Annotated in this window: 21 protein-coding genes and 1 pseudogene; 8 read left to right on the forward strand and 14 right to left on the reverse strand. The window is 63.7% G+C overall.

Annotated elements, in window-relative coordinates:
* Positions 1–163 precede the first annotated feature (163 nt).
* Positions 164–403: pseudogene (locus CK489_RS28680) on the reverse strand (helix-turn-helix domain-containing protein); the annotation flags it as partial.
* An 83-nt stretch (positions 404–486) separates the two neighbouring features.
* Between CK489_RS28680 and CK489_RS28685 the strand changes: the two are divergent.
* The 3 genes from CK489_RS28685 to CK489_RS28695 all read left to right on the forward strand — a co-directional run bounded on the left by CK489_RS28685 (position 487) and on the right by CK489_RS28695 (position 2,307).
* Positions 487–798: a PadR family transcriptional regulator gene (locus CK489_RS28685; RefSeq protein WP_143278254.1), complete on the forward strand. Its 312-nt coding sequence runs from the start codon at positions 487–489 to the stop codon at positions 796–798.
* Positions 789–1,475 (forward strand): hypothetical protein, encoded by a 687-nt coding sequence (locus CK489_RS28690; RefSeq protein WP_095734709.1) that lies wholly within the window; start codon positions 789–791, stop codon positions 1,473–1,475. The genes CK489_RS28685 and CK489_RS28690 overlap by 10 nt, the downstream gene beginning before the upstream one ends.
* Before the next feature lie 346 nt (positions 1,476–1,821).
* Positions 1,822–2,307 (forward strand): hypothetical protein, encoded by a 486-nt coding sequence (locus tag CK489_RS28695; RefSeq protein ID WP_143278255.1) that lies wholly within the window; start codon positions 1,822–1,824, stop codon positions 2,305–2,307.
* A gap of 122 nt (positions 2,308–2,429) precedes the next feature.
* Here CK489_RS28695 and ntrC read toward each other — a convergent pair whose 3' ends face one another.
* From ntrC to dusB, 3 genes are read right to left on the reverse strand one after another with little or no spacing between them, the layout of a single operon-like run.
* Complete coding sequence (gene ntrC / locus CK489_RS28700; protein WP_021079341.1) at positions 2,430–3,872, reverse strand: nitrogen regulation protein NR(I); 1,443 nt, start codon at positions 3,870–3,872, stop codon at positions 2,430–2,432.
* Positions 3,873–3,881: 9 nt separating this feature from the next.
* Positions 3,882–5,057: a two-component system sensor histidine kinase NtrB gene (locus CK489_RS28705; protein ID WP_095734711.1), complete on the reverse strand. Its 1,176-nt coding sequence runs from the start codon at positions 5,055–5,057 to the stop codon at positions 3,882–3,884.
* Positions 5,054–6,055, reverse strand: coding sequence for a tRNA dihydrouridine synthase DusB (dusB, locus tag CK489_RS28710; RefSeq protein WP_198961066.1), 1,002 nt, complete (start codon positions 6,053–6,055; stop codon positions 5,054–5,056). The genes CK489_RS28705 and dusB overlap by 4 nt, the downstream gene beginning before the upstream one ends.
* A gap of 288 nt (positions 6,056–6,343) precedes the next feature.
* Between dusB and CK489_RS28715 the strand changes: the two genes are divergently transcribed.
* From CK489_RS28715 to CK489_RS28725, 3 genes are all read left to right on the forward strand, one after another.
* Positions 6,344–7,540: a bifunctional 2-C-methyl-D-erythritol 4-phosphate cytidylyltransferase/2-C-methyl-D-erythritol 2,4-cyclodiphosphate synthase gene (locus CK489_RS28715; protein ID WP_095734713.1), complete on the forward strand. Its 1,197-nt coding sequence runs from the start codon at positions 6,344–6,346 to the stop codon at positions 7,538–7,540.
* Between the two features lies 1 nt (position 7,541).
* Positions 7,542–8,141, forward strand: coding sequence for a CinA family protein (locus CK489_RS28720; protein WP_095734714.1), 600 nt, complete (start codon positions 7,542–7,544; stop codon positions 8,139–8,141).
* A gap of 172 nt (positions 8,142–8,313) precedes the next feature.
* Positions 8,314–8,715, forward strand: a complete 402-nt coding sequence (locus CK489_RS28725) for a BA14K family protein (RefSeq protein ID WP_050626483.1) — start codon at positions 8,314–8,316, stop codon at positions 8,713–8,715.
* Between the two features lie 146 nt (positions 8,716–8,861).
* Here the strand turns inward: CK489_RS28725 and CK489_RS28730 are convergent, their stop codons facing one another.
* From CK489_RS28730 to lipA, 3 genes are all read right to left on the reverse strand, one after another.
* Positions 8,862–9,326, reverse strand: a complete 465-nt coding sequence (locus CK489_RS28730) for a type II toxin-antitoxin system RatA family toxin (RefSeq protein ID WP_050626482.1) — start codon at positions 9,324–9,326, stop codon at positions 8,862–8,864.
* Complete coding sequence (locus CK489_RS28735; RefSeq protein ID WP_095734715.1) at positions 9,326–9,865, reverse strand: P-loop NTPase family protein; 540 nt, start codon at positions 9,863–9,865, stop codon at positions 9,326–9,328. The genes CK489_RS28730 and CK489_RS28735 overlap by 1 nt, the downstream gene beginning before the upstream one ends.
* 79 nt (positions 9,866–9,944) lie before the next feature.
* Positions 9,945–10,904, reverse strand: coding sequence for a lipoyl synthase (gene lipA, locus CK489_RS28740; RefSeq protein ID WP_095734716.1), 960 nt, complete (start codon positions 10,902–10,904; stop codon positions 9,945–9,947).
* Positions 10,905–11,036: 132 nt separating this feature from the next.
* Here lipA and CK489_RS28745 point away from each other — a divergent pair, with 132 nt between their 5' ends.
* A complete protein-coding gene (locus CK489_RS28745) occupies positions 11,037–11,642 on the forward strand; it encodes a DNA-3-methyladenine glycosylase (RefSeq protein WP_095734717.1) in 606 nt (201 codons plus the stop codon).
* 17 nt (positions 11,643–11,659) lie between these two features.
* Here CK489_RS28745 and CK489_RS28750 read toward each other — a convergent pair whose 3' ends face one another.
* The 7 genes from CK489_RS28750 to CK489_RS28785 form a co-directional block, all read right to left on the reverse strand.
* Positions 11,660–14,527 carry a valine--tRNA ligase gene (locus CK489_RS28750; RefSeq protein ID WP_095734718.1) on the reverse strand — a complete coding sequence of 956 codons (2,868 nt, stop codon included), beginning with the start codon at positions 14,525–14,527 and terminating at the stop codon, positions 11,660–11,662.
* Positions 14,528–14,662: 135 nt separating this feature from the next.
* Entirely contained in the window at positions 14,663–15,403 is a 741-nt protein-coding gene (locus tag CK489_RS28755; RefSeq protein ID WP_095734866.1) for a PopZ family protein, read from the reverse strand.
* Positions 15,404–15,739: 336 nt separating this feature from the next.
* The gene (locus CK489_RS28760) at positions 15,740–17,122 is read right to left on the reverse strand and encodes a TolC family outer membrane protein (RefSeq protein ID WP_095734719.1); all 1,383 of its coding nucleotides are present in this window, start codon (positions 17,120–17,122) and stop codon (positions 15,740–15,742) included.
* 214 nt (positions 17,123–17,336) lie between these two features.
* Positions 17,337–18,002, reverse strand: a complete 666-nt coding sequence (locus tag CK489_RS28765) for a protein-L-isoaspartate O-methyltransferase family protein (RefSeq protein WP_095734720.1) — start codon at positions 18,000–18,002, stop codon at positions 17,337–17,339.
* Between the two features lie 121 nt (positions 18,003–18,123).
* Positions 18,124–18,303 carry a hypothetical protein gene (locus CK489_RS28770; protein ID WP_050404540.1) on the reverse strand — a complete coding sequence of 60 codons (180 nt, stop codon included), beginning with the start codon at positions 18,301–18,303 and terminating at the stop codon, positions 18,124–18,126.
* A gap of 1,126 nt (positions 18,304–19,429) precedes the next feature.
* Positions 19,430–19,699 carry a hypothetical protein gene (locus CK489_RS28780; RefSeq protein ID WP_095734722.1) on the reverse strand — a complete coding sequence of 90 codons (270 nt, stop codon included), beginning with the start codon at positions 19,697–19,699 and terminating at the stop codon, positions 19,430–19,432.
* Positions 19,696–20,289 carry a hypothetical protein gene (locus CK489_RS28785; RefSeq protein ID WP_095734723.1) on the reverse strand — a complete coding sequence of 198 codons (594 nt, stop codon included), beginning with the start codon at positions 20,287–20,289 and terminating at the stop codon, positions 19,696–19,698. The genes CK489_RS28780 and CK489_RS28785 overlap by 4 nt, the downstream gene beginning before the upstream one ends.
* Before the next feature lie 100 nt (positions 20,290–20,389).
* Between CK489_RS28785 and CK489_RS28790 the strand changes: the two genes are divergently transcribed.
* Positions 20,390–20,794, forward strand: coding sequence for a hypothetical protein (locus tag CK489_RS28790; RefSeq protein WP_245350535.1), 405 nt, complete (start codon positions 20,390–20,392; stop codon positions 20,792–20,794).
* The last annotated feature ends 117 nt before the right edge of the window (positions 20,795–20,911 follow it).

Below are 20,911 nucleotides of genomic sequence, written 5' to 3' on the forward strand. Positions count from 1 at the left end.
TCGCCCGCTGGAATTGCGAACTGATGCAATCATATCACAATGTTGCCGAATTGCGACATTTCCGCGGCGCAAACCGCCGTGCGGCGCCGTGTCCTCAAAACCATTTGTGACTACTCAATAACGGTAGAGGCTTGCAGCGGGGCTTGGCGCCCCGCCCCTGTCCCTAGCCGCCGCTCCGGTAGACCTGAATATCGAGGTCGCGGATCTTCTTGCGCAGCGTGTTGCGGTTCAGTCCGAGCAGGTCGGCGGCCCGGATCTGGTTGCCGCGGGTTGCCGTCAACGCAGCGGTCAACAAGGGGATCTCGATCTCCTTGAGGATCCGGTGGTAGAGGCCCGGCGGCGGCACGCCATTCGGGAAGCCGGAGAAGTGCGAGGACAGATAGGCCTCGACCGCGCCGCCGAGATAATGGATGCGAGCGAAATACCTTGTCGATTCTCGATATAGGGGCTATATCGACTTTCGATTACGTGTGCGCGGAGATTATCATGGCCGAGAAGATCAGGATTTCAGGCCCGACTTTGAAACTGCTCAAGCTCCTGCTGGAGAACCCAAAGCAGGGGCGCTCCGGCGCAGAAATCTCGAAGATCACCAAACTCGGATCGGGAACGATGTACCCCCTCCTTCAACGTCTTGAGATCGCTAAGTGGATCGAAGGCGAATGGGAGAAGGTCGAACCGTCAGAGGTTGGTCGGCCGAAGCGTCGCCTTTACAAACTGACTCGCTCAGGACAAGCGGCCGCGATGAAGGAACTGGCCCAATATCAGACCCCTGCTGTGGGAGTAGCGGCATGGACCTAATCGCAAACATCATAGCTTCTGCCGTGGCATTTATCGCCAGCGTGGCGGGAAGCATCATGGCCTACGACATTTGCATTTCGGCTGATCGGACTTGTGCGAAAATCATCCGCAAGGCGGCAGGGCGGTTAGCAGCCTTTGACCGTCAGTCAGGAGAGGCCGAATGGATTGCAGATCTTTGTGAGCGCAGAACTGTCCGCGAGAAATACCAACACGCTATCGGTTGCTTTCTCGTTGCCGGAAAGATGCGGCGCCAGGCCGAGACGGTCACGGTGGCGTTGAGCTTTCAGATTGCGGACGTCGGCACCGTGCCGCTCTCGCTGAAGCTAAACTCCCGGGTCGTAGGCCCGCTCTTCGTCAAGGCGATCGCGCTCAAGCCATTGTGGATAAAAAGAACCGCCTTCATCATTGGCGGTCTCTATTTGCTCAGCAAATTCATTAGATCAGCGAATGCTTCATTGCCGCCTGGCCTTAAGGTGAAGCGCGAGCATCTCAATCAATATAAGACTTGGGGCTATGGAGCGCACATTATACGCAAAGGCATCGACCTTGATCTTGGCAAGATTTTCCAAGTGATGGTTCTGCAACCTGAGCGCATCCCGGAGTTGATGAAGAAGGTTGCCGAATGCCTGGAGCCGATCAACAATCCTCACTCGCCGCAGGTCGGCGTACCACGGTGACCAAAAAATCAAACCCGACAGGCAGTGTTACCTTCGAATCCCTTCGCGGAGCGCGGTGCCGCCAAAGATGCTACGGGTGGAGCTACTCGTCGCGCCAAGTTCGATCATCTAGAGCATCTATATGACCGAACAATCAATGCCAAATTATCCAGCAGCGGGCCCGATCCCGCTATCGCCCTGCGTTGCGTGCAAAACACCAATTCCAGCAAACGCCACTCTGTGCAGCGTTTGCAAAAGCTATCAAGCGAGGTGGAGAAATCACCTTCAATACACTTCCGGCATAACTGCGCTTGTTGCTTTGACAGCATCCGCTCTCTTTTGGTTGTTCACCGAGGGGAGACCGAAATTGTGGCCGAGAGAAAACGTCGCGATCGTGGAGGCCAATACGTTGAAGGCTGCCGTTTTTGTGAATCGTGGAGATCGCGATGTCTTCATTTCGCACCTGTTGTTTGTCATGCCCGGCCGGGACAACAAGAGCTGGTCCGCTCCTCAATTGCCGGTGAATGAGCGGTTGGCTCCAGGCGCGTTTCTCAAGAAGGACTGGACGATCTCTAAGCTCGATGCGGGCGAATTCATCAAAGGTGCCAGCCCTCGCGAGTTTGAAGCGGCGATAGACAGGGCGACCAATCACGACCCTTGCTACGAACTTGTCTTCTTCGGGAAGTCAGACTTCATCTTGCGGACTCTAATGCAAATTTCGACGGAGCAGTTGAACACATTTCCTGTCGAGGGCGATCTTGAATATTGGGCGGCTGATGGCAGCACGACGCCTCGTCACGTTCATGTCGAGGGCAACGGCCTCGTCCGCCGATGTCTGAGCAAGACTCCGTAACAAGGACCAAAACAGAGAAACAGCGCGACGCGGTGCTGCGCCGTGTCCTCAAACCATTTGTGACTACTCAATAACGGTAGCGAGGGCTTGCCGCGGGGCTTGCGCCCCGCTCCCCGTCAGTCCTACCCGCCGCTCCGGTAGACCTGGATGTCGAGGTCGCGGATCTTCTTGCGCAGCGTATTGCGGTTCAGTCCGAGCAGGTCGGCGGCCCGGATCTGGTTGCCGCGGGTTGCCGCCAGCGCAGCGGTCAACAAGGGGATCTCGATCTCCTTGAGGATCCGGTGATAGAGGCCCGGCGGCGGCACGCCGTTCGGGAAGCCGGAGAAGTGCGAGGACAGGTAGGCCTCGACCGCGCCGCCGAGATTGTCGACGCCGACGGTCGCAGTGCTGCCCGAGGTGACTGCCGGCGGCGCCAGTTCGCCATCGATCACCGAGGCGGTGATGACGTCCTGCGGATAGAGCGCGGCGAGCCGCCGGGCGAGGTTCTCCAGCTCGCGGACGTTGCCCGGCCAGCGGTGCTGCTTGAGCCGCTCCAGCGCCTGGGCATCGAGCTTCTTCGGCGGCAGGCCGTCCTTCTCGGCAAGGGAGAAGAAGTGCCGGATCAGGTCGGGCAGATCCTCGATGCGCTCGCGCAGCGGCGGCAACCGCAGCGGCACCACGTTGAGGCGGAAGAACAGGTCCTCGCGGAACAGGCCCTGCTGGATCAGGATGCGCAGGTCCTTGTTGGAGGCCGCGACGATGCGCACGTCGGTCTTGATCGGGGTACGGCCGCCGACGGTGGTGTATTCGCCCTGCTGCAGCACCCGGAGCAGACGGGTCTGCGCCTCCATCGGCATGTCGCCGATCTCGTCGAGGAACAGCGTGCCGCCCTCGGCCTGCTCGAAGCGGCCGGAGGCGCGGGTATTGGCGCCGGTGAACGCGCCGCGCTCATGGCCGAACAATTCGGATTCAATCAGGTCGCGCGGGATCGCCGCCATGTTGACCGCGACGAACGGGCCGTTGCGGCGCCGGCCGTAATCGTGCAGCGCACGGGCGACCAGCTCCTTGCCGGTGCCAGACTCGCCGGAGATCATCACGGTGAGATCGGTCTGCATCAACCGCGCCAGCACGCGGTAGATTTCCTGCATCGCCGGCGAGCGGCCGACCAGCGGGATCGAGTCGAACTCGCCGTCATCGGCGGGACTTGAGACCCGCTCCTTCGGCTCGGCAAGCGCGCGGCCGACGATGGTGATCAGCTCCTTCAGGTCGAACGGCTTCGGCAGATATTCATAGGCGCCGCGCTCGGAGGCGCGGATCGCGGTCATGAAGGTGTTCTGCGCGCTCATCACGATGACCGGCAGATTGGGCCGCATCTTCTTGATCCGCGGCAGCAGATCGAATGCGTTCTCGTCGGGCATCACCACGTCGGTGATGACAAGATCGCCCTCGCCCTGGCTGACCCAGCGCCACAGCGTTGCGGCGTTGCCGGTCAGGCGCACCTCATAGCCGGCGCGCGACAGCGCCTGGTTCAGGACGGTCCGGATCGCGGTGTCGTCGTCAGCGACAAGTATGCTACCTGCAGGCATTGGTGTTCCTCATCGTGCATCCTGAGAGGCAGGCGAGGACGTACCCGGAACGTCATCGCGGTTGCTTTGGTCGTGTTGCTTGGCGGCGCTGTACATCGGCATCAGCACGCGGAAAGTGGTTTTGCGCGGCTGCGACTCGCATTCGATGATGCCGCCGTGATCGCCGACGATCTTGGCGACCAGCGCGAGACCGAGCCCGCTGCCGGTCTGCTTGGTGGTGACGAAGGGATCGAACAGGTTCGGCAGCAGGTCTTCCGGCACGCCCGAGCCGTTGTCCTTGACGCAGAATTCCAGCGGCAGCGAGACCCGCGATTTCTTGCCGGGCACCGACAGCCGCACGCCCGGCCGGAACGCCGTGGTGAGATGGATTTCCGCATCGGTACCGAGATCGGCGACCGCCTCGGCCGCGTTCTTCACCAAATTGAGGAACACCTGGATCAGCTGGTCCTGGTTGGCGAGCACCGGCGGCAGCGACGGATCGTAGTCCTCGATGAAGCGGACGTTGCGGGCAAAGCCGGACTGCGCCAGCCGCTTCACATGGTCGAGCACCGAATGGATGTTGACCGGGCCGCGCGCCACCGGACGGTCGTCGCCGAACACTTCCATGCGGTCGACCAGCGTGACGATGCGGTCCGCCTCGTCGCAGATCAGCCGCGTCAGCAGCCGGTCCTCGGAGGAGGCCTGTTGCTCCAGGAGCTGCGCGGCGCCGCGGATGCCGGACAGCGGGTTCTTGATCTCATGGGCGAGCATCGCGGCCAGCGCGATCACCGAGCGCGCCGCGCTGCGATGGGTGAGCTGGCGGTCCATCTTGTCGGCGATGGTGCGCTCCTGCAGCATCACCACGATGTGGCCGGGCCGCTCGGTCAGCGGCGCAACATGGAGATCGACCTGGCGATCGCCGCCGATCCGCGGCGTGCCGAGATCGACCTTGTATTCGTTGACCGGCGAGCCGCTGGCGCGCACCTGCTCGATCAGCGCCAGCAGCGGGCTGCCGAACGGCACCAACTCCTTCAGCGACTGCCGGCGCAGGAACTGGGTCGAGATCTCGAAGAAGGATTCGGCGGCGATGTTGGCATCAACGATCCGGCCGTCGGGCGCGACCAGCAGCACCGGATTGGGCAGCGCGTTGAGGATGGCCTCGCCGTCGGTGGGCACGGGCCGGCGAAATTCCATGGCTGACGTCATGCGGCAGCACTCCAGGCAAAATCGTCGTAGGCGTCCTCGAGCGCGCGATGCACGCTGGACGGCTCCTCCGAGGTCAGGATCGCCTGCCGCCAGGTCTTCAAGGTTGCCGCCGGCGCGCAGCTATAGGCGGCCGCAGTCTCCAGCGCCCAGCCGAGATGCTTGCGCGCATGCTTGAGCCCGATGCGCAGGCCATAGTGGCTGCACACCGCGTCATACAGCGCGCGAACATGCTTGAGCTGCTCGGCCAGCGACGGCGCGGCCTCGGCGACCCCGGTCTCGAGCCTGCGGCCGATCTGGCCGGGCAGCCAGGGCTGCCCCTGCGCGCCGCGGCCGATCATGACGGCGTCGGCGCCCGACATCTGAAGCGCGCCGACGGCCTTGTCGAACGAGGTGATGTCGCCATTGACCACGACCGGGATCGTGACGGCGTCCTTGACTGCGCGCACCGCGTTCCAGTTCGCCTCGCCCTTGTAGAACTGGCAGCGGGTGCGGCCATGCACGGTGATCATCTGGACGCCCGATGCCTCGGCGCGGCGCGCCAGCTCGGGCGAATTGAGCGAGCGATCGTCCCAGCCGAGCCGCATCTTCAGCGTCACCGGCACCTTGACCGCGGCGATGGTCGCATCGATCAACGCGACCGCGTGGTCGAGGTCGCGCATCAGGGCCGAGCCGGACTGGCCGCCGGTCACGTGGCGCGCTGGGCAGCCCATGTTGATGTCGATGACGTCGGCACCCGCGGCCTCGGCGATCCGTGCGCCCTCCGCCATCCAGTGGGTCTCGCAGCCCGCAAGCTGGACCACATGCGGCCCGATCCCGGCTGCCTCACAACGCAGCTTCGACATCGGCTTGCCATTCACCAGATCGTCGCTGGCGGTCATCTCGGAGACCACCAGGCCGGCGCCCAAAGTTGCAGCGAGTCGCCGGAAGGGCGCGTCAGTGATGCCGGACATGGGCGCGAGGAGAACCCGGTTGGCGACAGCAATATCGCCTATCTTCAATGGGTTACGAGGAGTACTTTGCACGCCGGTCACAACCGTCTCATCGTTCTGCAGCCACGCCATTGCAGCTGACATTGTCTATTCTGCGCACAATTCTTGTGCAGTCAAGGCTCATGCCTACGGTTTAGACATTTCTACCACCGACGCAAGTGCACTGCAACAAAATCTGCTTTTCCCACAGTCAGCGGCAAACGCTCTGTTTTTGCACAGCGGTCATGCTAAGGGCTGTGCGCGGCGGGCGATCCTCGCCGTCCCCCTCATCCCCGATTCGTCTGTCACTGGTTCAAAATGCCGAAGCCTGAGCGTACCGCAGCCATCCTTGTCGCCGCCGGCCGCGGACTGCGCGCTGGCGCAGGCGGCCCGAAGCAATATCGGACGATCGGCGGGCAGACGGTGATCTACCGCGCCATGGAAGCGTTCTCCGGACATCCCGATGTCTTTGCGGTGCAGCCGGTGGTCAATCCCGACGACGCTGCGCTGTTCGATGAAGCGGTCGCGGGCCTTCGTCACCGGCCGCCGACCCCAGGTGGCGCGACCCGGCAGGCCTCGGTTCATGCCGGGCTTGAGGCGCTTGCCGCCGAGAAGCCGGACGTCGTGCTGATCCACGATGCCGCCCGCCCCTTCGTGACCGCGGCCGTGATCTCGCGCGCGATATCAGCGGCCGGCCGGACCGGTGCGGCGATCCCCGTGATTCCCGTCACCGACACGATCAAGCTCACCAGCGATGCCGGCGACGTCGAGGCGACGCCGGAGCGCGCGCGCCTGCGGATCGCGCAGACGCCGCAGGCATTTCGTTTCGACGTAATATTGGAGGCGCATCGTCGTGCCGCGCGCGAGGGCCGCAGCGATTTCACCGATGATGCTGCGCTTGCTGAATGGGCGGGATTGACCGTTGCGACGTTTGAAGGCGATGCTGCCAACATGAAACTCACCACACCCGAAGACTTCGTGCGCGAGGAAGCGCGGCTCGCAAGCCAGCTCGGCGACATCAGGACCGGCACCGGCTACGACGTGCACGCCTTTGGTGACGGCGACCATGTCATGATCTGCGGCGTGCGCGTGCCGCACACCAGGGGATTTCTGGCCCATTCCGACGGCGATGTCGGGCTGCATGCGCTGGTCGATGCGATCCTCGGCGCACTGGCCGACGGCGACATCGGCTCGCACTTCCCGCCGAGCGACGCCAAGTGGAAAGGCGCCTCATCCGACCAATTCCTGAAATATGCCGTCGAGCGCGTCACCGCGCGCGGCGGGCGGATCGCCAATCTCGAAGTGACGATGATCTGCGAGCGGCCGAAGATCGGCCCGCTCCGCGACACCATGCGGGCGAAGATCGCGGAGATCTCCGGCGTCCATATCTCGCGCGTCGCGGTCAAGGCTACCACCAGCGAACGGCTCGGCTTCACCGGCCGCGAGGAAGGTATCGCGGCGACCGCGAGCGCCACGGTCCGCCTGCCCTGGGACGATAAGGGCTGGGGGGCCTAAGATGGGCGGCAGCGACGCTCGTGCCTTGTCCCGCTCGCTGCTCGACCTGTGCCGGATGCGCAAGCTGACCATCGCGACCGCCGAATCCTGCACCGGCGGCCTGGTTGCGGGTGCGCTCACCGACATCCCCGGCTCCTCCGACGTGATCGATCGCGGCTTCGTCACCTATTCGAACGAGGCCAAGCGGGTGATGCTCGGCGTCAAGGCGGCGACGCTGGAGACGTTCGGTGCGGTGAGCAAGGAAACCGCGACCGCGATGGCGATCGGCGCGCTGGAAAAGGCCGGCGTCGACCTTGCGGTGTCGATCACCGGCATCGCGGGCCCTGGCGGCGCAACGCCGGGCAAGCCGGTAGGCCTCGTGCATTTCGCCGTCGCCGCGCGCGATGGCCGCATCCTTCATCGCGAACATCGGTTCGGCGCGATTGGGCGCAGCACGGTGCGGCAACGCTCCGTCGTCGAAGCGCTGCGCATGTTGATGGAGCTCGCGCGCCCGCCACAGGCCGCAAAACCCCGCCGTGAGACTGCCAGCCGGTTGCGACCGCGGGTGGCCCGTTCGCCGCGCAGCCACGCCGCGAAACGCCGGCGGCCGCCGCGAGGCTAGGCCTACCGACGTCGAGTCGCACGAACGACGGCGCGGCGATAGCTTTCGGTCAACTGCGACCCAGTGCCGCCCACCTCAGGTGGAACGTTGACGTCGCCTCGCCGTTTTCTCTTGATCCAACTCTGCCGTTTCAGTCGTTCTTCGAACGGCAAAATCCCACAACAAGGAGAAAATGATGAAGTTGGGAACTTTGGTCGTGGCCGCGATCACCGCTGGTGCCATGACGCTGTCGACTGTTGTCCCTTCGTTCGCCGCCCCGCTCGCACCCGCTGCCCGCTTGCAGGACCAGCCTACCTCCGTCGAGCACGTGCAGTATCGCCACTGGCATGGCGGTCCGCGTTACGGCTATCGGGGCGGGTACGGCTACCGCGGCGGATACCACCATCACCACGGCGGCGGAAACGGCGCTGCGATCATCGGCGGCCTTGCAGCCGGCGCGATCATCGGCGGTGCCATCGCGGCGAGCCAGGCCAAGGCCAACAACGACGCCTATTGCTCCCAGCGCTTCCGCTCCTACGACCCGGCTTCCGGCACCTACATCGCGTCCGGCGGCGTGCGGCGTTCCTGCCCGTGATTTAGCATCTGGGCATCGCGCACAGACCGCTGCGATGCCCTTTCTCCTTCCACGTCATTGCGAGGAGCGATAGCGACGAAGCAATCCATGCCACCGCCGGCGTGGTGAGATGGCTTGCTTCGCTGCGCTCGCAATGACGGATCGAGTTACGAAACGGCCGGTTTGCCGTAGACTTGGTCCGCGCGCTTCTCGAACGCGTGGGCAAACCGCCCGAAGGCGGCGTCGAACATCGAGCCCATCAGCATTGCCAGCATCCGGCTCTTGAATTCGTAATTCAGGAAGAAGCCGACATCGCATTCGGTCTCCGACTTCGGCTCGAAGCTCCAGCGATTCTCCAGATTGCTGAACGGGCCGCGCAGATACTCGACCAGAATCTTCAGGTTGGGCCGGTCGAGCGTCACCTTGCTGGTGAAGGTTTCCTTGACCAGCTTGAAGGAGACGGTCATGTCGGCGACCACGACCTCGGTGCCGTCGTCCTTGGGCGTCCGCTGGCGGATCTTGAGCGCCTGACACAGCGGCACGAATTCCGGATAGCGCTCGACGTCGGCGACCAGGTCGAACATCTGGGGCGCGGTGTGGCGGACCCGCCGCTTGCTGGAGAATCGTGGCATCAGTGGATACTCGCACGGTTTCGCTGGAGTGCGAGGTTGTTCAGATAGTGGTCGGCCTGCGCCCGATCGGTAAAGCAGACCAGCGATTGATCGGCACGCAAACCCTCGAAATATTCGATCAGCTTCGGCCGCTGCTGACGGCGATAGGTCCAGACATAGCGGAAGAATTCGAGGTCGAACTTCTCCGGGCAGCCCTCCGCCATCTCGGGACGGACCTGGCCATAGCTCCCGGCAATGCGCCCGAGGATTCCGAGCATGCAGGTCGATCGCGGCAGGTCGAACCAGATGATCGTATCGGAGAGCTCGCGGCGCAGCTCACCTGCACCGCTCTTGGTGTAGTTCCCGTCCATGATCCAGCGCGGCTCTCGCGCCGCCGCGGTCATGCGAAGATTGAATTCGTCCTTGTCCGACTCGACCCAGCCCGGCTTCCAGAACAGCGCGTCGATCGACACGGTCGGGATACCGGTCAGCGCGGACAGCCGCCGCGCAAAGGTCGACTTGCCGGATCCCGACGATCCCATCACCAGAACGCGCTGCATTGGTCTCGTCCAAAGGCTCAATCAAGGCTCGATCGAGCAACGGCGCGTGATGGCGCCGGCTCACCGCCGTTTACAAAATCTAGCGGCCGCGGGCCGTGCGGGCCGCCTGCAGTTTGGCAAAATCCTCGCCGGCATGATGCGACGAGCGTGTCAGCGGACTCGCCGACACCATCAGGAAACCCTTGGTATAGGCAACGCGCTCGTAGCCGGCGAACGCGTCCGGCGTCACGTAGCGCATCACCGCGTGATGCTTGCGCGTCGGCTGCAAATACTGGCCGATGGTCAGGAAGTCGACCTCGGCCGAGCGCAGATCGTCCATCACCTGCAGCACCTCGTGCCGCTCCTCGCCGAGGCCGACCATGATGCCCGATTTGGTGAAGATGGTCGGGTCCATTTCCTTGACCCGCTGCAGCAGCCGGATCGAATGGAAATAGCGCGCGCCCGGGCGGACCGTCAGATAGCGCGACGGCACGGTTTCCAGGTTGTGGTTGAAGACGTCGGGCTTGGCCGCGACCACGCGCTCGAGCGCGCCGTCCTTGCGCAGGAAGTCCGGCGTCAGGATCTCGATGGTGGTGGTCGGGCAGCGCGCACGGATGGCGCGGATCACTTGCGCGAAATGCTCGGCGCCGCCGTCGGCGAGATCGTCGCGATCGACCGAGGTGATGACGACGTGGGCCAATCCCAGCTTGGACACTGCCTCGGCAACGTGTTCGGGCTCATTGGCATCGAGCGCGCCGGGCATGCCGGTCTTGACGTTGCAGAACGCGCAAGCGCGGGTGCAGGTGTCGCCCATGATCATGAATGTGGCGTGCTTCTTGTCCCAGCACTCACCGATGTTGGGGCAGCCCGCCTCCTCGCACACCGTGACGAGGCCGTTCTCCTTCACGATGCGGCGCGTATCCGCATAGCCGCGCGTGTTCGGCGCGCGAACCCGGATCCAGTCCGGCTTCGGCGGCGACACGGAATCCGGACGGTTCACCTTTTCGGGGTGACGCGGGCGGAGCTGGGTGGTGGAAATGGTGTCGACGATAGTGACCATAGGTGCCTGCAAGTCGCGAGAAACCATAGCTAATCGGTGTTGGCGCGGCTCGCAACCCGCGCCGCGACCCTAGCAGATCAGCCCAGATATTGGCACTGTTGTGGTCCGTTCCACGCCGATTCCCACCTCAAAATGGCTCAAAATCCCCGCTTCACCCGTGCGACTGCGCCACGCCTCGGCAAGGCGCTGAAACGCGCCTTCTTCGATCGCAGCGTCCACGAGGTCGCGCCCGACCTGATCGGCGCGACCTTCCTGGTCGGCGGCGTCGGCGGCATCATCACCGAGGTCGAGGCCTACCATCACACCGAGCCGGCGGCCCACTCGTTCAATGGGCCCACTCCCCGCAATCAGGTGATGTTCGGCCCGCCGGGCTTCTCCTATGTCTACCGCTCCTACGGCATCCATTGGTGCGTCAATTTCGTGTGCGAGGAAGCGGGTTCGGCCAGCGCCGTCCTGATCCGCGCGATCGAGCCGACCCATGGGCTTGCCGCGATGCGCCAGCGGCGCGGGCTAGAGGACGAGCGCGCGTTGTGCTCGGGACCAGGCAAGCTCTGCGAAGCGATGGGCATCACCATTGCCCATAGCGAACTGCCGCTCGACCGTCCGCCGATCGCACTCCACGCGCGGTTGGAGACGCCCGACATCGTCACCGGGATCCGGATCGGCATCACCAAGGCCGTCGAGCTGCCCTGGCGCTACGGGCTGAAGGGATCGAAGTTCCTCAGCAAACGGTTCTGAGCGCCACGGCGTGACGGCTACGACGCCTTCTTCAGCCGCTCGATCGCCTCAAGGATCTTCGCCCGACGCTCCTGAGCGGCCGAGCGCTTTTCCTTCTCTTCCTCGACGAGCTCTTCCGGCGCGTTGGCGACGAACTTCTCGTTGGAGAGCTTTGCGTCGACCCGCTTGATGTCGGCGTCGGCCTTGCCGAGCTCCTTCTCGAGCCGGGCCCGTTCCGCGGCGAGATCAATCACGCCCTTCAGCGGCAATGCGACGACTTCGCCGCGCACCAGAAGCTGCATGGCGCCTTCCGGCGCGGCGTCCGCAAACGAGATGTCCGACAAGCGCGCGAGACGCTTGATGGTGTCGTTCCAGCGCTGTGCGCGATCGCGCGTCTCATCCGAAGTCGTCACGATCACCAGCGGCGTCAGCGTCGACGGCGGGATGTTCATCTCCGCCTTCACGGAGCGCATGGCGGTGACGAGATCGACCACCCAGCCGATCTCGGCCTCGGCCGCGGGATCGCTGAACTCGTCCGCGTCGAGCGCGGCAATGACCGGCGGAATGATCGGATCGACCACTGGACCGGCAGTCGCGATCGCCGCCAGCTGTTCACTGGTGACGCCCGACTTGCGCGGCCAGGATGCCAGCACCAGGAGGCCATCGCGCTTCGCGGTCACCGCCCACAGCTCCTCGGTAATGAAGGGCATGAACGGGTGCAGCAGCTTGAGGATCTCGTCGCGCGTCCATGCGATCATGGCGCGGGTCTCGGCCTTGGCCGCGCCGTCCTCGCCCATCAGCACCGGCTTGGCGAGCTCGAGATACCAGTCGCAGAACACGTTCCAGACGAAGCGGTAGATCGCACCCGCCGCATCGTTAAAGCGATGATCCTCGATCGTCTCGGTCACCTCGCGGGTGACGCGCGAGGTCTCGTGCGCGATCCAGCGGTTGAGCGTTTCCTTGGCGTCCTTCGGATCGAAACCATCCGGCTTCACGCACTCGTTCATTTCGGCGAAGCGGCAGGCGTTCCAGAACTTGGTCGCGAAATTGCGGTTGGTCTCGACCAGATGCGGCGACAGGCGGATATCATGGCCCTGCGCCGCTTCGCGGGTCAGCGCGAAGCGCAGCGCGTCGGCGCCGTATTCGTCGATCACGCCGAGCGGGTCGATGACGTTGCCCTTCGACTTCGACATCTTCGCGCCCTTCTCGTCGCGGACGAGACGGTGGATGTAGACGGTCGAGAACGGCGCCTGCTTCATGAAATGCAGACCCATCATCATCATCCGGGCGACCCAGAAGAAGATGATGTCGAAGCCCGTGACCAGCGTGTTAGTCGGGTAGTAGCGCGCGACCTCCGGCGTATCGTCCGGCCAGCCCAGCGTCGAGAACGGCCACAGCGCCGACGAGAACCAGGTGTCGAGCACGTCCTCGTCGCGCGTGATGAAGCCCTCGCGCTTGGCGGGATCGACCGCCATGTCGTGCCCCTGCTCCGGCGTGATGACTTCCTGCTCGACGTAATAGCCGAGCGCGTTGCCGACCGCCTCTTCCTCGGTCTCGGCGACGAACACCTTGCCGTCGGGCCCGTACCAGGCCGGGATCTGATGGCCCCACCACAGCTGGCGCGAGATGCACCAAGGCTGGATGTTCTCCATCCACTCGAAATAGGTCTTTTCCCAGTTCTTCGGCACGAAGGTGGTTTCGCCCGAGCGCACCGCCGCCATCGCCGGCTGCGCCAGCGTATGGGCGTCGACGTACCATTGGTCGGTCAGATACGGCTCGATCACGACGCCGGAGCGGTCGCCATGCGGCACCATGTGGGTGTTGGGCTCGATCCGCTCGAGGAAGCCGAACTCCTCCAGCCGCGCCACGATCTTCTTGCGCGCCGCGAAGCGTTCGATCTTGTCGAACTCGGCGGCAAACTCGTCGGCGCCCATCGGCAAGCCGCGCAGGTAGTCCTCGTTGCCGGTGAGGCTGAGGCAGCCTTCCTGATCGAGCACGCTGATCTGCGGCAGGCCATGGCGTTTGCCGATCTCGAAGTCGTTGAAGTCGTGCGCCGGCGTCACCTTGACCGCGCCGGAGCCCTTCTCCGGATCGGAATAATCGTCGGCGACGATCGGAATCTTGCGGCCGACCAATGGCAGGATGACGTGCTGGCCGACCAAATCGGTGTAGCGCTCGTCGTCCGGATGCACCGCGACCGCGGTGTCGCCCAGCATTGTCTCGGGACGCGTCGTCGCGACCACGATGAACGACTTCGGATCGTCCGGGCTGAAGCTGCGGCCCTCGATCGGATAGCGCAGGTACCAGAGATGACCCTTGACCTCGACCTGCTGCACCTCGAGATCTGAGATCGCGGTCAGCAGCTTCGGGTCCCAGTTGACGAGCCGCTTGTCCTTGTAGATCAGCCCATCGCGGTGCAGCTCGACGAACACCTTGACGACGGCGCGCGACAGGCCCTCGTCCATCGTGAACCGCTCGCGCGACCAGTCGCAGGACGCGCCGAGGCGCTTGAGCTGGTTGACGATGGTGCCGCCGCTCTCGGCCTTCCATTGCCAGACCCGATCGAGGAACTTGGCACGGCCCATGTCGCGCCGGCCCGGCTCCTGCCGTTCCATCAGCTGACGCTCGACCACCATCTGGGTCGCGATGCCGGCATGGTCGGTGCCGGGCTGCCACAGCACGTCGCGACCGCGCATCCGCTCGAACCGGCACAGGATGTCCTGCAGCGTGTTGTTGAGCGCGTGACCCATGTGCAGCGAGCCGGTCACGTTCGGCGGCGGGATCACGATGGTGAAGGGCGCGGCGTCCTTGCGCTCGGGCCGGCCGGCCTTGAACGCACCGCTCTCCTCCCAGATCCGGGCCATGCGGTGCTCGATATCGGCGGGCTGGTAGTTTTTCTCGATCATGACAATGCGCTGTGGACCACGGGAAAGGTTAGAAAGCCGCCGGAGCGCACCAAGTCAACCGGACTGGCACGTCAAAACGGCGTTTTGGGCATTTGGGGACGGAATGAGGGCTGCCAAGCCCCTGTGGGGGCGGGCTTATCGACCGCGGGATACCCGCTCGATCTCGGCCTTGACGATCCGCTCGACCAGGCCCGGCAGATTGTCGTCCAGCCAGGACTTCAGCATCGGCCGCAGCATCTCCTTGACCAGATCCTCCAGCGTCCGTGCATTGTTGCTCAGCACGGTGTTGGCCAGCGAGTTGAAGGCGGATTCGACCGCCCGCATCGTGGTTCCCGAGATGATCTGCTGCATCGGCGCGGTTTCGATCGCCGGCGGCTCTCGAACTGGCTCGCGAACGGATTCCTGGACAGGCGCCCGGGTGCGGGCCTCAGTGAACTCGACGTCGTCCTGCGGCTCGACCTTGCGGAACGATGGCGCGGGAGCCGGCTCCGGCAGTGCCATGTCGTCGGTGAGCTCGAACACATCGGCTTCGGGCTGGGCTTCGGGCTGCGGCGACGGCCTGATCTCGGCCGCGGGCGTCGCCTCGTCGAGGCTGGCCAGAAGCGAATCGATATCGTCCTGGCTGTTGCTGGCCGGAGCCGCCGGCGGTGGTGATTTCGGCGCGGGTGCTGCGGCCTTCGCGGCAGGAGGCGGGCTCTTCATCGCGGGCTTGGCTGCCGGTGGTGGCGTGGGCTCGGCCTTTGGAGGCGGCGGTGGAGCGGCGGCCGCCAGCTTCTCGGCCGCACCCGGCTTCGCCTCGTCGTCGGCAATGATGCGACGGATCGACGCCAGGATCTCCTCCATCGAGGGCTCTTGGACCTTCGCAGGTTGCGTCATCTCCGACTCCACATCGAAACTATTTTACATCAAGCCCGAGAGGATTCGCCGGTTCCGATGATGCGGGCGGAGATTTTCATTGCTCCCGCCCGACTTGTCCCCAGATCACGCCCGCCCGAGGCCATTCTGCAAGCTTCGTGTCGTCCAATGCAGCGTGATCACAGGTGGCGTCGCACCTGTCATCACGCCACGCCGGCTCGCCGCGAATCGCCTTGCTGCCCGACAAAACGGTATGTCAGGCCAATTATCGATTGCAAGCAAACGCGCCCGTTTGTGGTCCTGATTAACTCAGAACCACAAACATGGCGCGACAAGCGATGATGAAGTGAAGGTGTTTTAGCGGCCGTCGGGCGTACGAACGCCGGCCCAGTTGTCGCGAACTTGCTGGTAGTGCACGCTCGCATCATAGACGTTGGTCGCAAGCCCCATCACCTGCGGCGACAGACGGCCAATGTAATTCAGCACATTGTAGGACGCGACGACGCGGTCGTGCTGTGCGGTGACGAGCGCATTGCGCGCGTTGACGAGCGCCTGCTGCGCATTGAGCACGTCGAGCGTGGTGCGCTGGCCGGCCTTGGCTTCTTCACGCACACCATTGAGCGCGATCTCGGATGCGGCGACCTGCGCCTGCGCCGACGCCACCTGCGATTTGCCGGCGACCAGCTGGCCCCAGGCGGTCACGACGTTGGCACGTGCCTGATCCCTGGTCTGTTCCAGAACCAGGCGCTGTTGCGCCAGCGATTCCTTGGACTGGCGGATCAGCGAGTATTCAGCGCCGCCCTGATAGATCGGCAGCGACAACTGAACCCCCGCCGACGCATTGAACAGGCGATACACGGTCAACTGCGTCTCGTAGCCCTGGCTGACCGACAGCTGCAGCCCCACGGTCGGCAGCAGAGCGCCTTCGGCAACCTTGGTCTGCAGGAAGTTGACGTCGACGCCGTACATCGCAGCGGTGACGTTCGGATTCTGGGTCAGGCCGAGCTCGACGGCGGCCGCAAGCGTCGCCGGCAGGAATCGGTCGACCGGCGAACCCGGCGCGAGACTCTGCGGCTCGATGCCGATGATGCGGCGATAATTCGACCGCGTCGTCGTCAGGTTCGATTCCGCGGTGAGCTGCTGGGTTTTGCCGGCCGCGAGTTGGGCCTCGGATTGGGCGACGTCCGTGCGCGTCACCTCGCCGACGTTGAAGCGGTCCTGCGTCTGCTTCAGCGTCTGCTCAAGCACGCGCGTGTTGCTGCGCTGAACCTCGACGATCGCCGAGTCGCGTAGATAATCCATATAGATCGTCGCCGCGCTCAACAGCACGGTCTGCTCGAGCACACGCAAACCTTCGCGTGCCGACGACACCTGGCTTTCAGCCTGGCGCACCCTCGGCGCATTCTGCGCATTGAACAGCGACTGGTTGGCGGTAAGGGCAACGGTGCGCTGCCGGCTCACGCCGGACACAGCCGCGGTTCCCTGCCCCAACTGCTCATCGGTGTATTGTCCACCCGCCGTCGCAGTCAGCGAGACCTTCGGACGGTAACCCGAGAGCGCCTGCGGAACGTTTTCGTCGATCGACCTCACCTGTGCACGTTGTGCATTCAGCTGGGGATTGTTCTGGTAAGACCGCACCAGCGCGGACTCGATAGTTTCGGCGAGCGCGGGCACGGGGCCCAGTTCCGCCAGCAGAAGGACGGCAGTCGCAGCCGCGGTGATAACCTTCACCCCACGCATCCCCGGTAATCCAATCATTGTAGTCGCCGTCTCCACACGTAAGTCAGTTCCGGCGGTCGCTTCGGACGAAGTGAGTCCCGCCTCACCTTAGTCCGCAGCTAAGGGCAACGGAACTACCCCGCAACGGAACATGGTCGAAACTCTTCACATGGGGCAAACGGGCCACACTTCTGATTCAGAACGGGATTCTATCAGGTGGCGCAGCGCGGTAGGGTCAGAAGACGAAGGCAGGGAGCCGTTCCAGTCCAGGCAGCACCGGGGCGGTGGCGTCGAACAGCTCGCGATGCCCGAAATCCCCGTGGGAGTGCGTCACGAGGGTGGCGCGCGGCGGCGGCGTCAGGCCGAACACCCCGACCAGCCGGCCCCCCTCCTTGAGCTGGGCAAACAGCCCGGTCGGGACGATTTCGGTCGCACCATTGAGGACGATGACATCATATGGCGCGCCCGCAGCATCGCCGTCGGCGGAAGCCGCGGTCTTCACGGTCAGATTTGGGATCCCGAGCTGGGCGAATGCTGCAGTTGCTTTCGCGGCAAGCGCCGGATCGCTCTCGGTCGCGCTAACCTGCGCGGCAAAGCGCGCCAGGACCGCGGCGGCGTAGCCGGTTGCACAGCCGACGACCAGGACGCGGTCGGTGGCCTTGATCTCGGCGGCCTGCAGCATCCTCGCGAGCAGCGCCGGCGTGATCAGGCAGCGCCTGGCCGCGCCGCCCTCGGCGACATCGAGATCGAGGTCCAGATAGGCGAGCGCCTGCTTGCTGGCCGGCACGAAGACTTCGCGCGGCACCGTCAGCATGGCTTCGAGAATACGATCATCGGTCACGTCGCTCGGACGCACCTGACCATCGACCATATACTGGCGTGCGGTCGAAAAACCGGTCATTGGCGGGGACCCTGCAAGGCGCGGCGTTGCCGCTGGAGAAGCTAGAACAGGGCCATCTTTTGGAACAAGCTCCGCCAAAACGCAACACGCCGTTGGCGCACGGGATGCTCCGGGGCGCGCTCTATTCGATCGTGACTGCAAGCCGGCCGATCAGGCGGGCCACTTCATCGAGATGCTCGGAATCGTGCTCCTCGACGGCCCTCGCGAGCCGGCGGACACACTCGTCATCGCTGATGTCAGGAGCATCACTCGGAACAAGCGTCGGCTGCGGCATCGACAGGTCGATCAGATTAATGGCCATCAAAATCACCTCTCAAGACCCGGCACGACAAAGTGTCGACGGCTATTGAGTCGATTTGACGACGATTTTGGTCTGCATGTTGCGGACCACGCGCTTGTGAGTGTCGATGGCAATTGCTGATGGGGCCAGCAAAGCTGGCTCCCCGGGCTGGAGCCCCTACCCTTTGATTTTCTGAGACAATTGTCGTGATCAAGACGCGATACCAACTAGGATACCAACATTCCGGCGGGATACCTGCAAATGTCCCTTGTCCCCGGGGAACGGCCCCGGTGTGCGGGCACGCCGAGGCCGCCATTTCCGACTCCCGATCGCCGTGGGGGTAGGCATTAAGACCGGGAGCCGTGGGGATGATTCCTGGCGTTGCCGCTTGTTCCCACCGAAAAACGACGCCGATTTCTTCATGGTTCGGGAACCGGATGACTTTAGGATGGTTAAGCGAAAAGTTTCCTCGGAGCTTTAAGAGATGTCGGATGAAGATCTCGCTCTCCAAGCAGTAAGCGCCGCTCAGGAAATACTCGAAGAATACCTAGAACCTCGGCCGCGTTCCAACGAGAGGATGATCCTCGATAGGCTTGTCGAGGTGCTCGAGCGGCCAGACCTTGTCGTTGCAGTCAGCCGCCGGATGCAGCGCGCTAGCGCCACGAGTTCAAATTAGCCGGTCCCACCACCCTCGCCAAATGAAACCACTTTCTAGGTCCGACGAAGCCGCCCGGAAACAAAACGGGCGCAAGCTTCCCGGTGTTAGACGACCAAAGGGGATCGGTCATGTGGGATTTCATCAACAATTTGTATCGCGACTTTTGCGCCGCTCGTCTCCATGAAATGCGCCGGCTGGCGCATTGAGAGGTCTGCGGAAAATGGACAGCGAGAGAATCGCGACGAAGACCGTGCTCGCCGCGTTGGCGGTTGGCATCGCCATATGGGCCTCTATCGGGCCCCCGCCGCCAAGCAGCAACTCGCCAATGCACGTCGCCAGCAGGCGTTGAGCCTGGCGGTAAAGCCTGCAAGTTTCGGAAGGTACGGGAATTTCAGCGTCCCGAATTGGTAAGAAACGCCGCCGGGCGTGTATTTGTGAGACCGGCGGCGTTGTTTTCTTGGGACGGTCAGGTCCGATGGTCGGTCCGCCTCAGTTCACCGTGCCAAGGTGCGGGACCAGCTGCAGCCCGCTCCTCGGCTCGTCCTCCAATTCCCGCTCGATTGCTTTCACGGCGCTAAGAGCAAAAGCGAAATTGCTCGGAATTGAACAGCACGGCATTTCGATTACGGCCCGGTCCTCCCAGCCGCCGGCTTGCTCGACCGCAAAGTACATGCGGACCATTCCGGCGCCCATCGGCTCGACTTTGCGGATCGTGGTGGCGAGGCACTGCTGGGGGCGCCGGCGGGGTGTGGTGCTCATGCCTGCCCCCCTGCTACCAGGGCCTCTTGGATCGTGACGAGGAGCGTTTCAACCCGGCAATCGCCATGGAGCAGCGTATTGACGTCCTCGACCTCCTCCACCAGGTAGGAGACCAACGCCCGTAGCCCAGCGCTCGACGTGGGGGCAGTCGAAATTAGGCGATCGAGCGCCTCGCAATCAGCCTGATACGCAGCATCGGCGACATTCTCGGCGTCGCCGAAGATCTCCCCATGCCGCCTCAAAGCTATATCCAGATCAGCATGAGCTTTTGCCCGCTGCCGATCCGACGCGGTCTTGAGGCTGTCGATATGCCCGTGGCTGTGTACCGTGATCGGGCGGCCGCCCCAAGTGATGACGGCAAAGGGGGAAAGGCCGATGCCCTCGTCGATCAGGATTTGCTCCCGGCGACACTGCTCGTGCGTGGCCTCTCCGTAGGCCTTCGCCGCGGCGCGGTGGGTCTCGATCAGGGCGAAGATGGGATCAGCGGACACCGGTGCGGCGACGGCCCCAGTGGGGATAAGGACGGCAGCGGCGGTACCGGCGAGAAACCGCCGTCTCGATGTGGTATCTGTGATCGTAGCCTGTGACATGGATCAAGCTCCAAGGTTGTGGGTCAGGCTCGTCGCGGCGTTCCAAGCACCACGGCGAGCCGCTTGCTTTCGGCAAGTTTGAATGATGTAATACGTGCGCATGAAAAAGGCAATACTAAAATCATCGAGAGGCGGAAGGCGTCCCGGTGCTGGTCGACCAGCCACCGGCAATGATCCCGTGCGAACGCTGCGGCTGTCGGATGAATTCATTGAAAAGGTCGATCGCTGGGCTGCAGAGCAGTACGATGCTCCTGGCAGATCGGAGGCGATCCGCCGGCTGGTCGAGCTTGGCTTGACGGTAAAGCCGAAAAACCGGCCGGAGAGCGAACGTCCGAACGATCTCAAAGAGACGCCACGTCAGCGTGCGCGCGAGATGGCCGGCTTTGCGATCGACAAGATGTCCGACACCACGGCCAGCCCGGACGATCGAGCCAGCCGCAAGCGCCGGCTTATCAAAGGACCCGAGGAATTCCAGAAGGTGCGACGCGATCGGAGCCGGAAATGAGCCGATCGAGTTAATTGCGGGATCCCCGCGCGCCATTCTCACACAGTGAATTGCAGGGATTAATTGCAAGCATTGCGGGAGTTCCCCTGGCACCTTTCTGGTGCTGATTGAAATTCC

Origin of the sequence: Bradyrhizobium sp. UFLA03-84 (assembly GCF_002289535.1) — a bacterium.
Lineage (GTDB): Bacteria > Pseudomonadota > Alphaproteobacteria > Rhizobiales > Xanthobacteraceae > Bradyrhizobium > Bradyrhizobium viridifuturi.

Excerpts from the sequence above, each read along its gene's own strand:
- CK489_RS28790 (WP_245350535.1), top strand. The coding sequence starts at position 20,390 with ATGAAAAAGGCAATACTAAAATCATCGAGAGGCGGAAGGCGTCCCGGT.
- CK489_RS28770 (WP_050404540.1), bottom strand. The coding sequence starts at position 18,303 with ATGGCCATTAATCTGATCGACCTGTCGATGCCGCAGCCGACGCTTGTT.
- CK489_RS28730 (WP_050626482.1), bottom strand. The coding sequence starts at position 9,326 with ATGCCACGATTCTCCAGCAAGCGGCGGGTCCGCCACACCGCGCCCCAG.
- CK489_RS28745 (WP_095734717.1), top strand. The coding sequence starts at position 11,037 with ATGGCTCAAAATCCCCGCTTCACCCGTGCGACTGCGCCACGCCTCGGC.
- CK489_RS28765 (WP_095734720.1), bottom strand. The coding sequence starts at position 18,002 with ATGACCGGTTTTTCGACCGCACGCCAGTATATGGTCGATGGTCAGGTG.
- CK489_RS28785 (WP_095734723.1), bottom strand. The coding sequence starts at position 20,289 with ATGTCACAGGCTACGATCACAGATACCACATCGAGACGGCGGTTTCTC.
- ntrC (WP_021079341.1), bottom strand. The coding sequence starts at position 3,872 with ATGCCTGCAGGTAGCATACTTGTCGCTGACGACGACACCGCGATCCGG.
- CK489_RS28760 (WP_095734719.1), bottom strand. The coding sequence starts at position 17,122 with ATGCGTGGGGTGAAGGTTATCACCGCGGCTGCGACTGCCGTCCTTCTG.
- CK489_RS28720 (WP_095734714.1), top strand. The coding sequence starts at position 7,542 with ATGGGCGGCAGCGACGCTCGTGCCTTGTCCCGCTCGCTGCTCGACCTG.
- CK489_RS28755 (WP_095734866.1), bottom strand. The coding sequence starts at position 15,403 with ATGACGCAACCTGCGAAGGTCCAAGAGCCCTCGATGGAGGAGATCCTG.
- CK489_RS28705 (WP_095734711.1), bottom strand. The coding sequence starts at position 5,057 with ATGACGTCAGCCATGGAATTTCGCCGGCCCGTGCCCACCGACGGCGAG.
- CK489_RS28690 (WP_095734709.1), top strand. The coding sequence starts at position 789 with ATGGACCTAATCGCAAACATCATAGCTTCTGCCGTGGCATTTATCGCC.
- CK489_RS28750 (WP_095734718.1), bottom strand. The coding sequence starts at position 14,527 with ATGATCGAGAAAAACTACCAGCCCGCCGATATCGAGCACCGCATGGCC.
- CK489_RS28715 (WP_095734713.1), top strand. The coding sequence starts at position 6,344 with ATGCCGAAGCCTGAGCGTACCGCAGCCATCCTTGTCGCCGCCGGCCGC.
- CK489_RS28735 (WP_095734715.1), bottom strand. The coding sequence starts at position 9,865 with ATGCAGCGCGTTCTGGTGATGGGATCGTCGGGATCCGGCAAGTCGACC.
- CK489_RS28685 (WP_143278254.1), top strand. The coding sequence starts at position 487 with ATGGCCGAGAAGATCAGGATTTCAGGCCCGACTTTGAAACTGCTCAAG.
- lipA (WP_095734716.1), bottom strand. The coding sequence starts at position 10,904 with ATGGTCACTATCGTCGACACCATTTCCACCACCCAGCTCCGCCCGCGT.
- CK489_RS28725 (WP_050626483.1), top strand. The coding sequence starts at position 8,314 with ATGATGAAGTTGGGAACTTTGGTCGTGGCCGCGATCACCGCTGGTGCC.
- CK489_RS28780 (WP_095734722.1), bottom strand. The coding sequence starts at position 19,699 with ATGAGCACCACACCCCGCCGGCGCCCCCAGCAGTGCCTCGCCACCACG.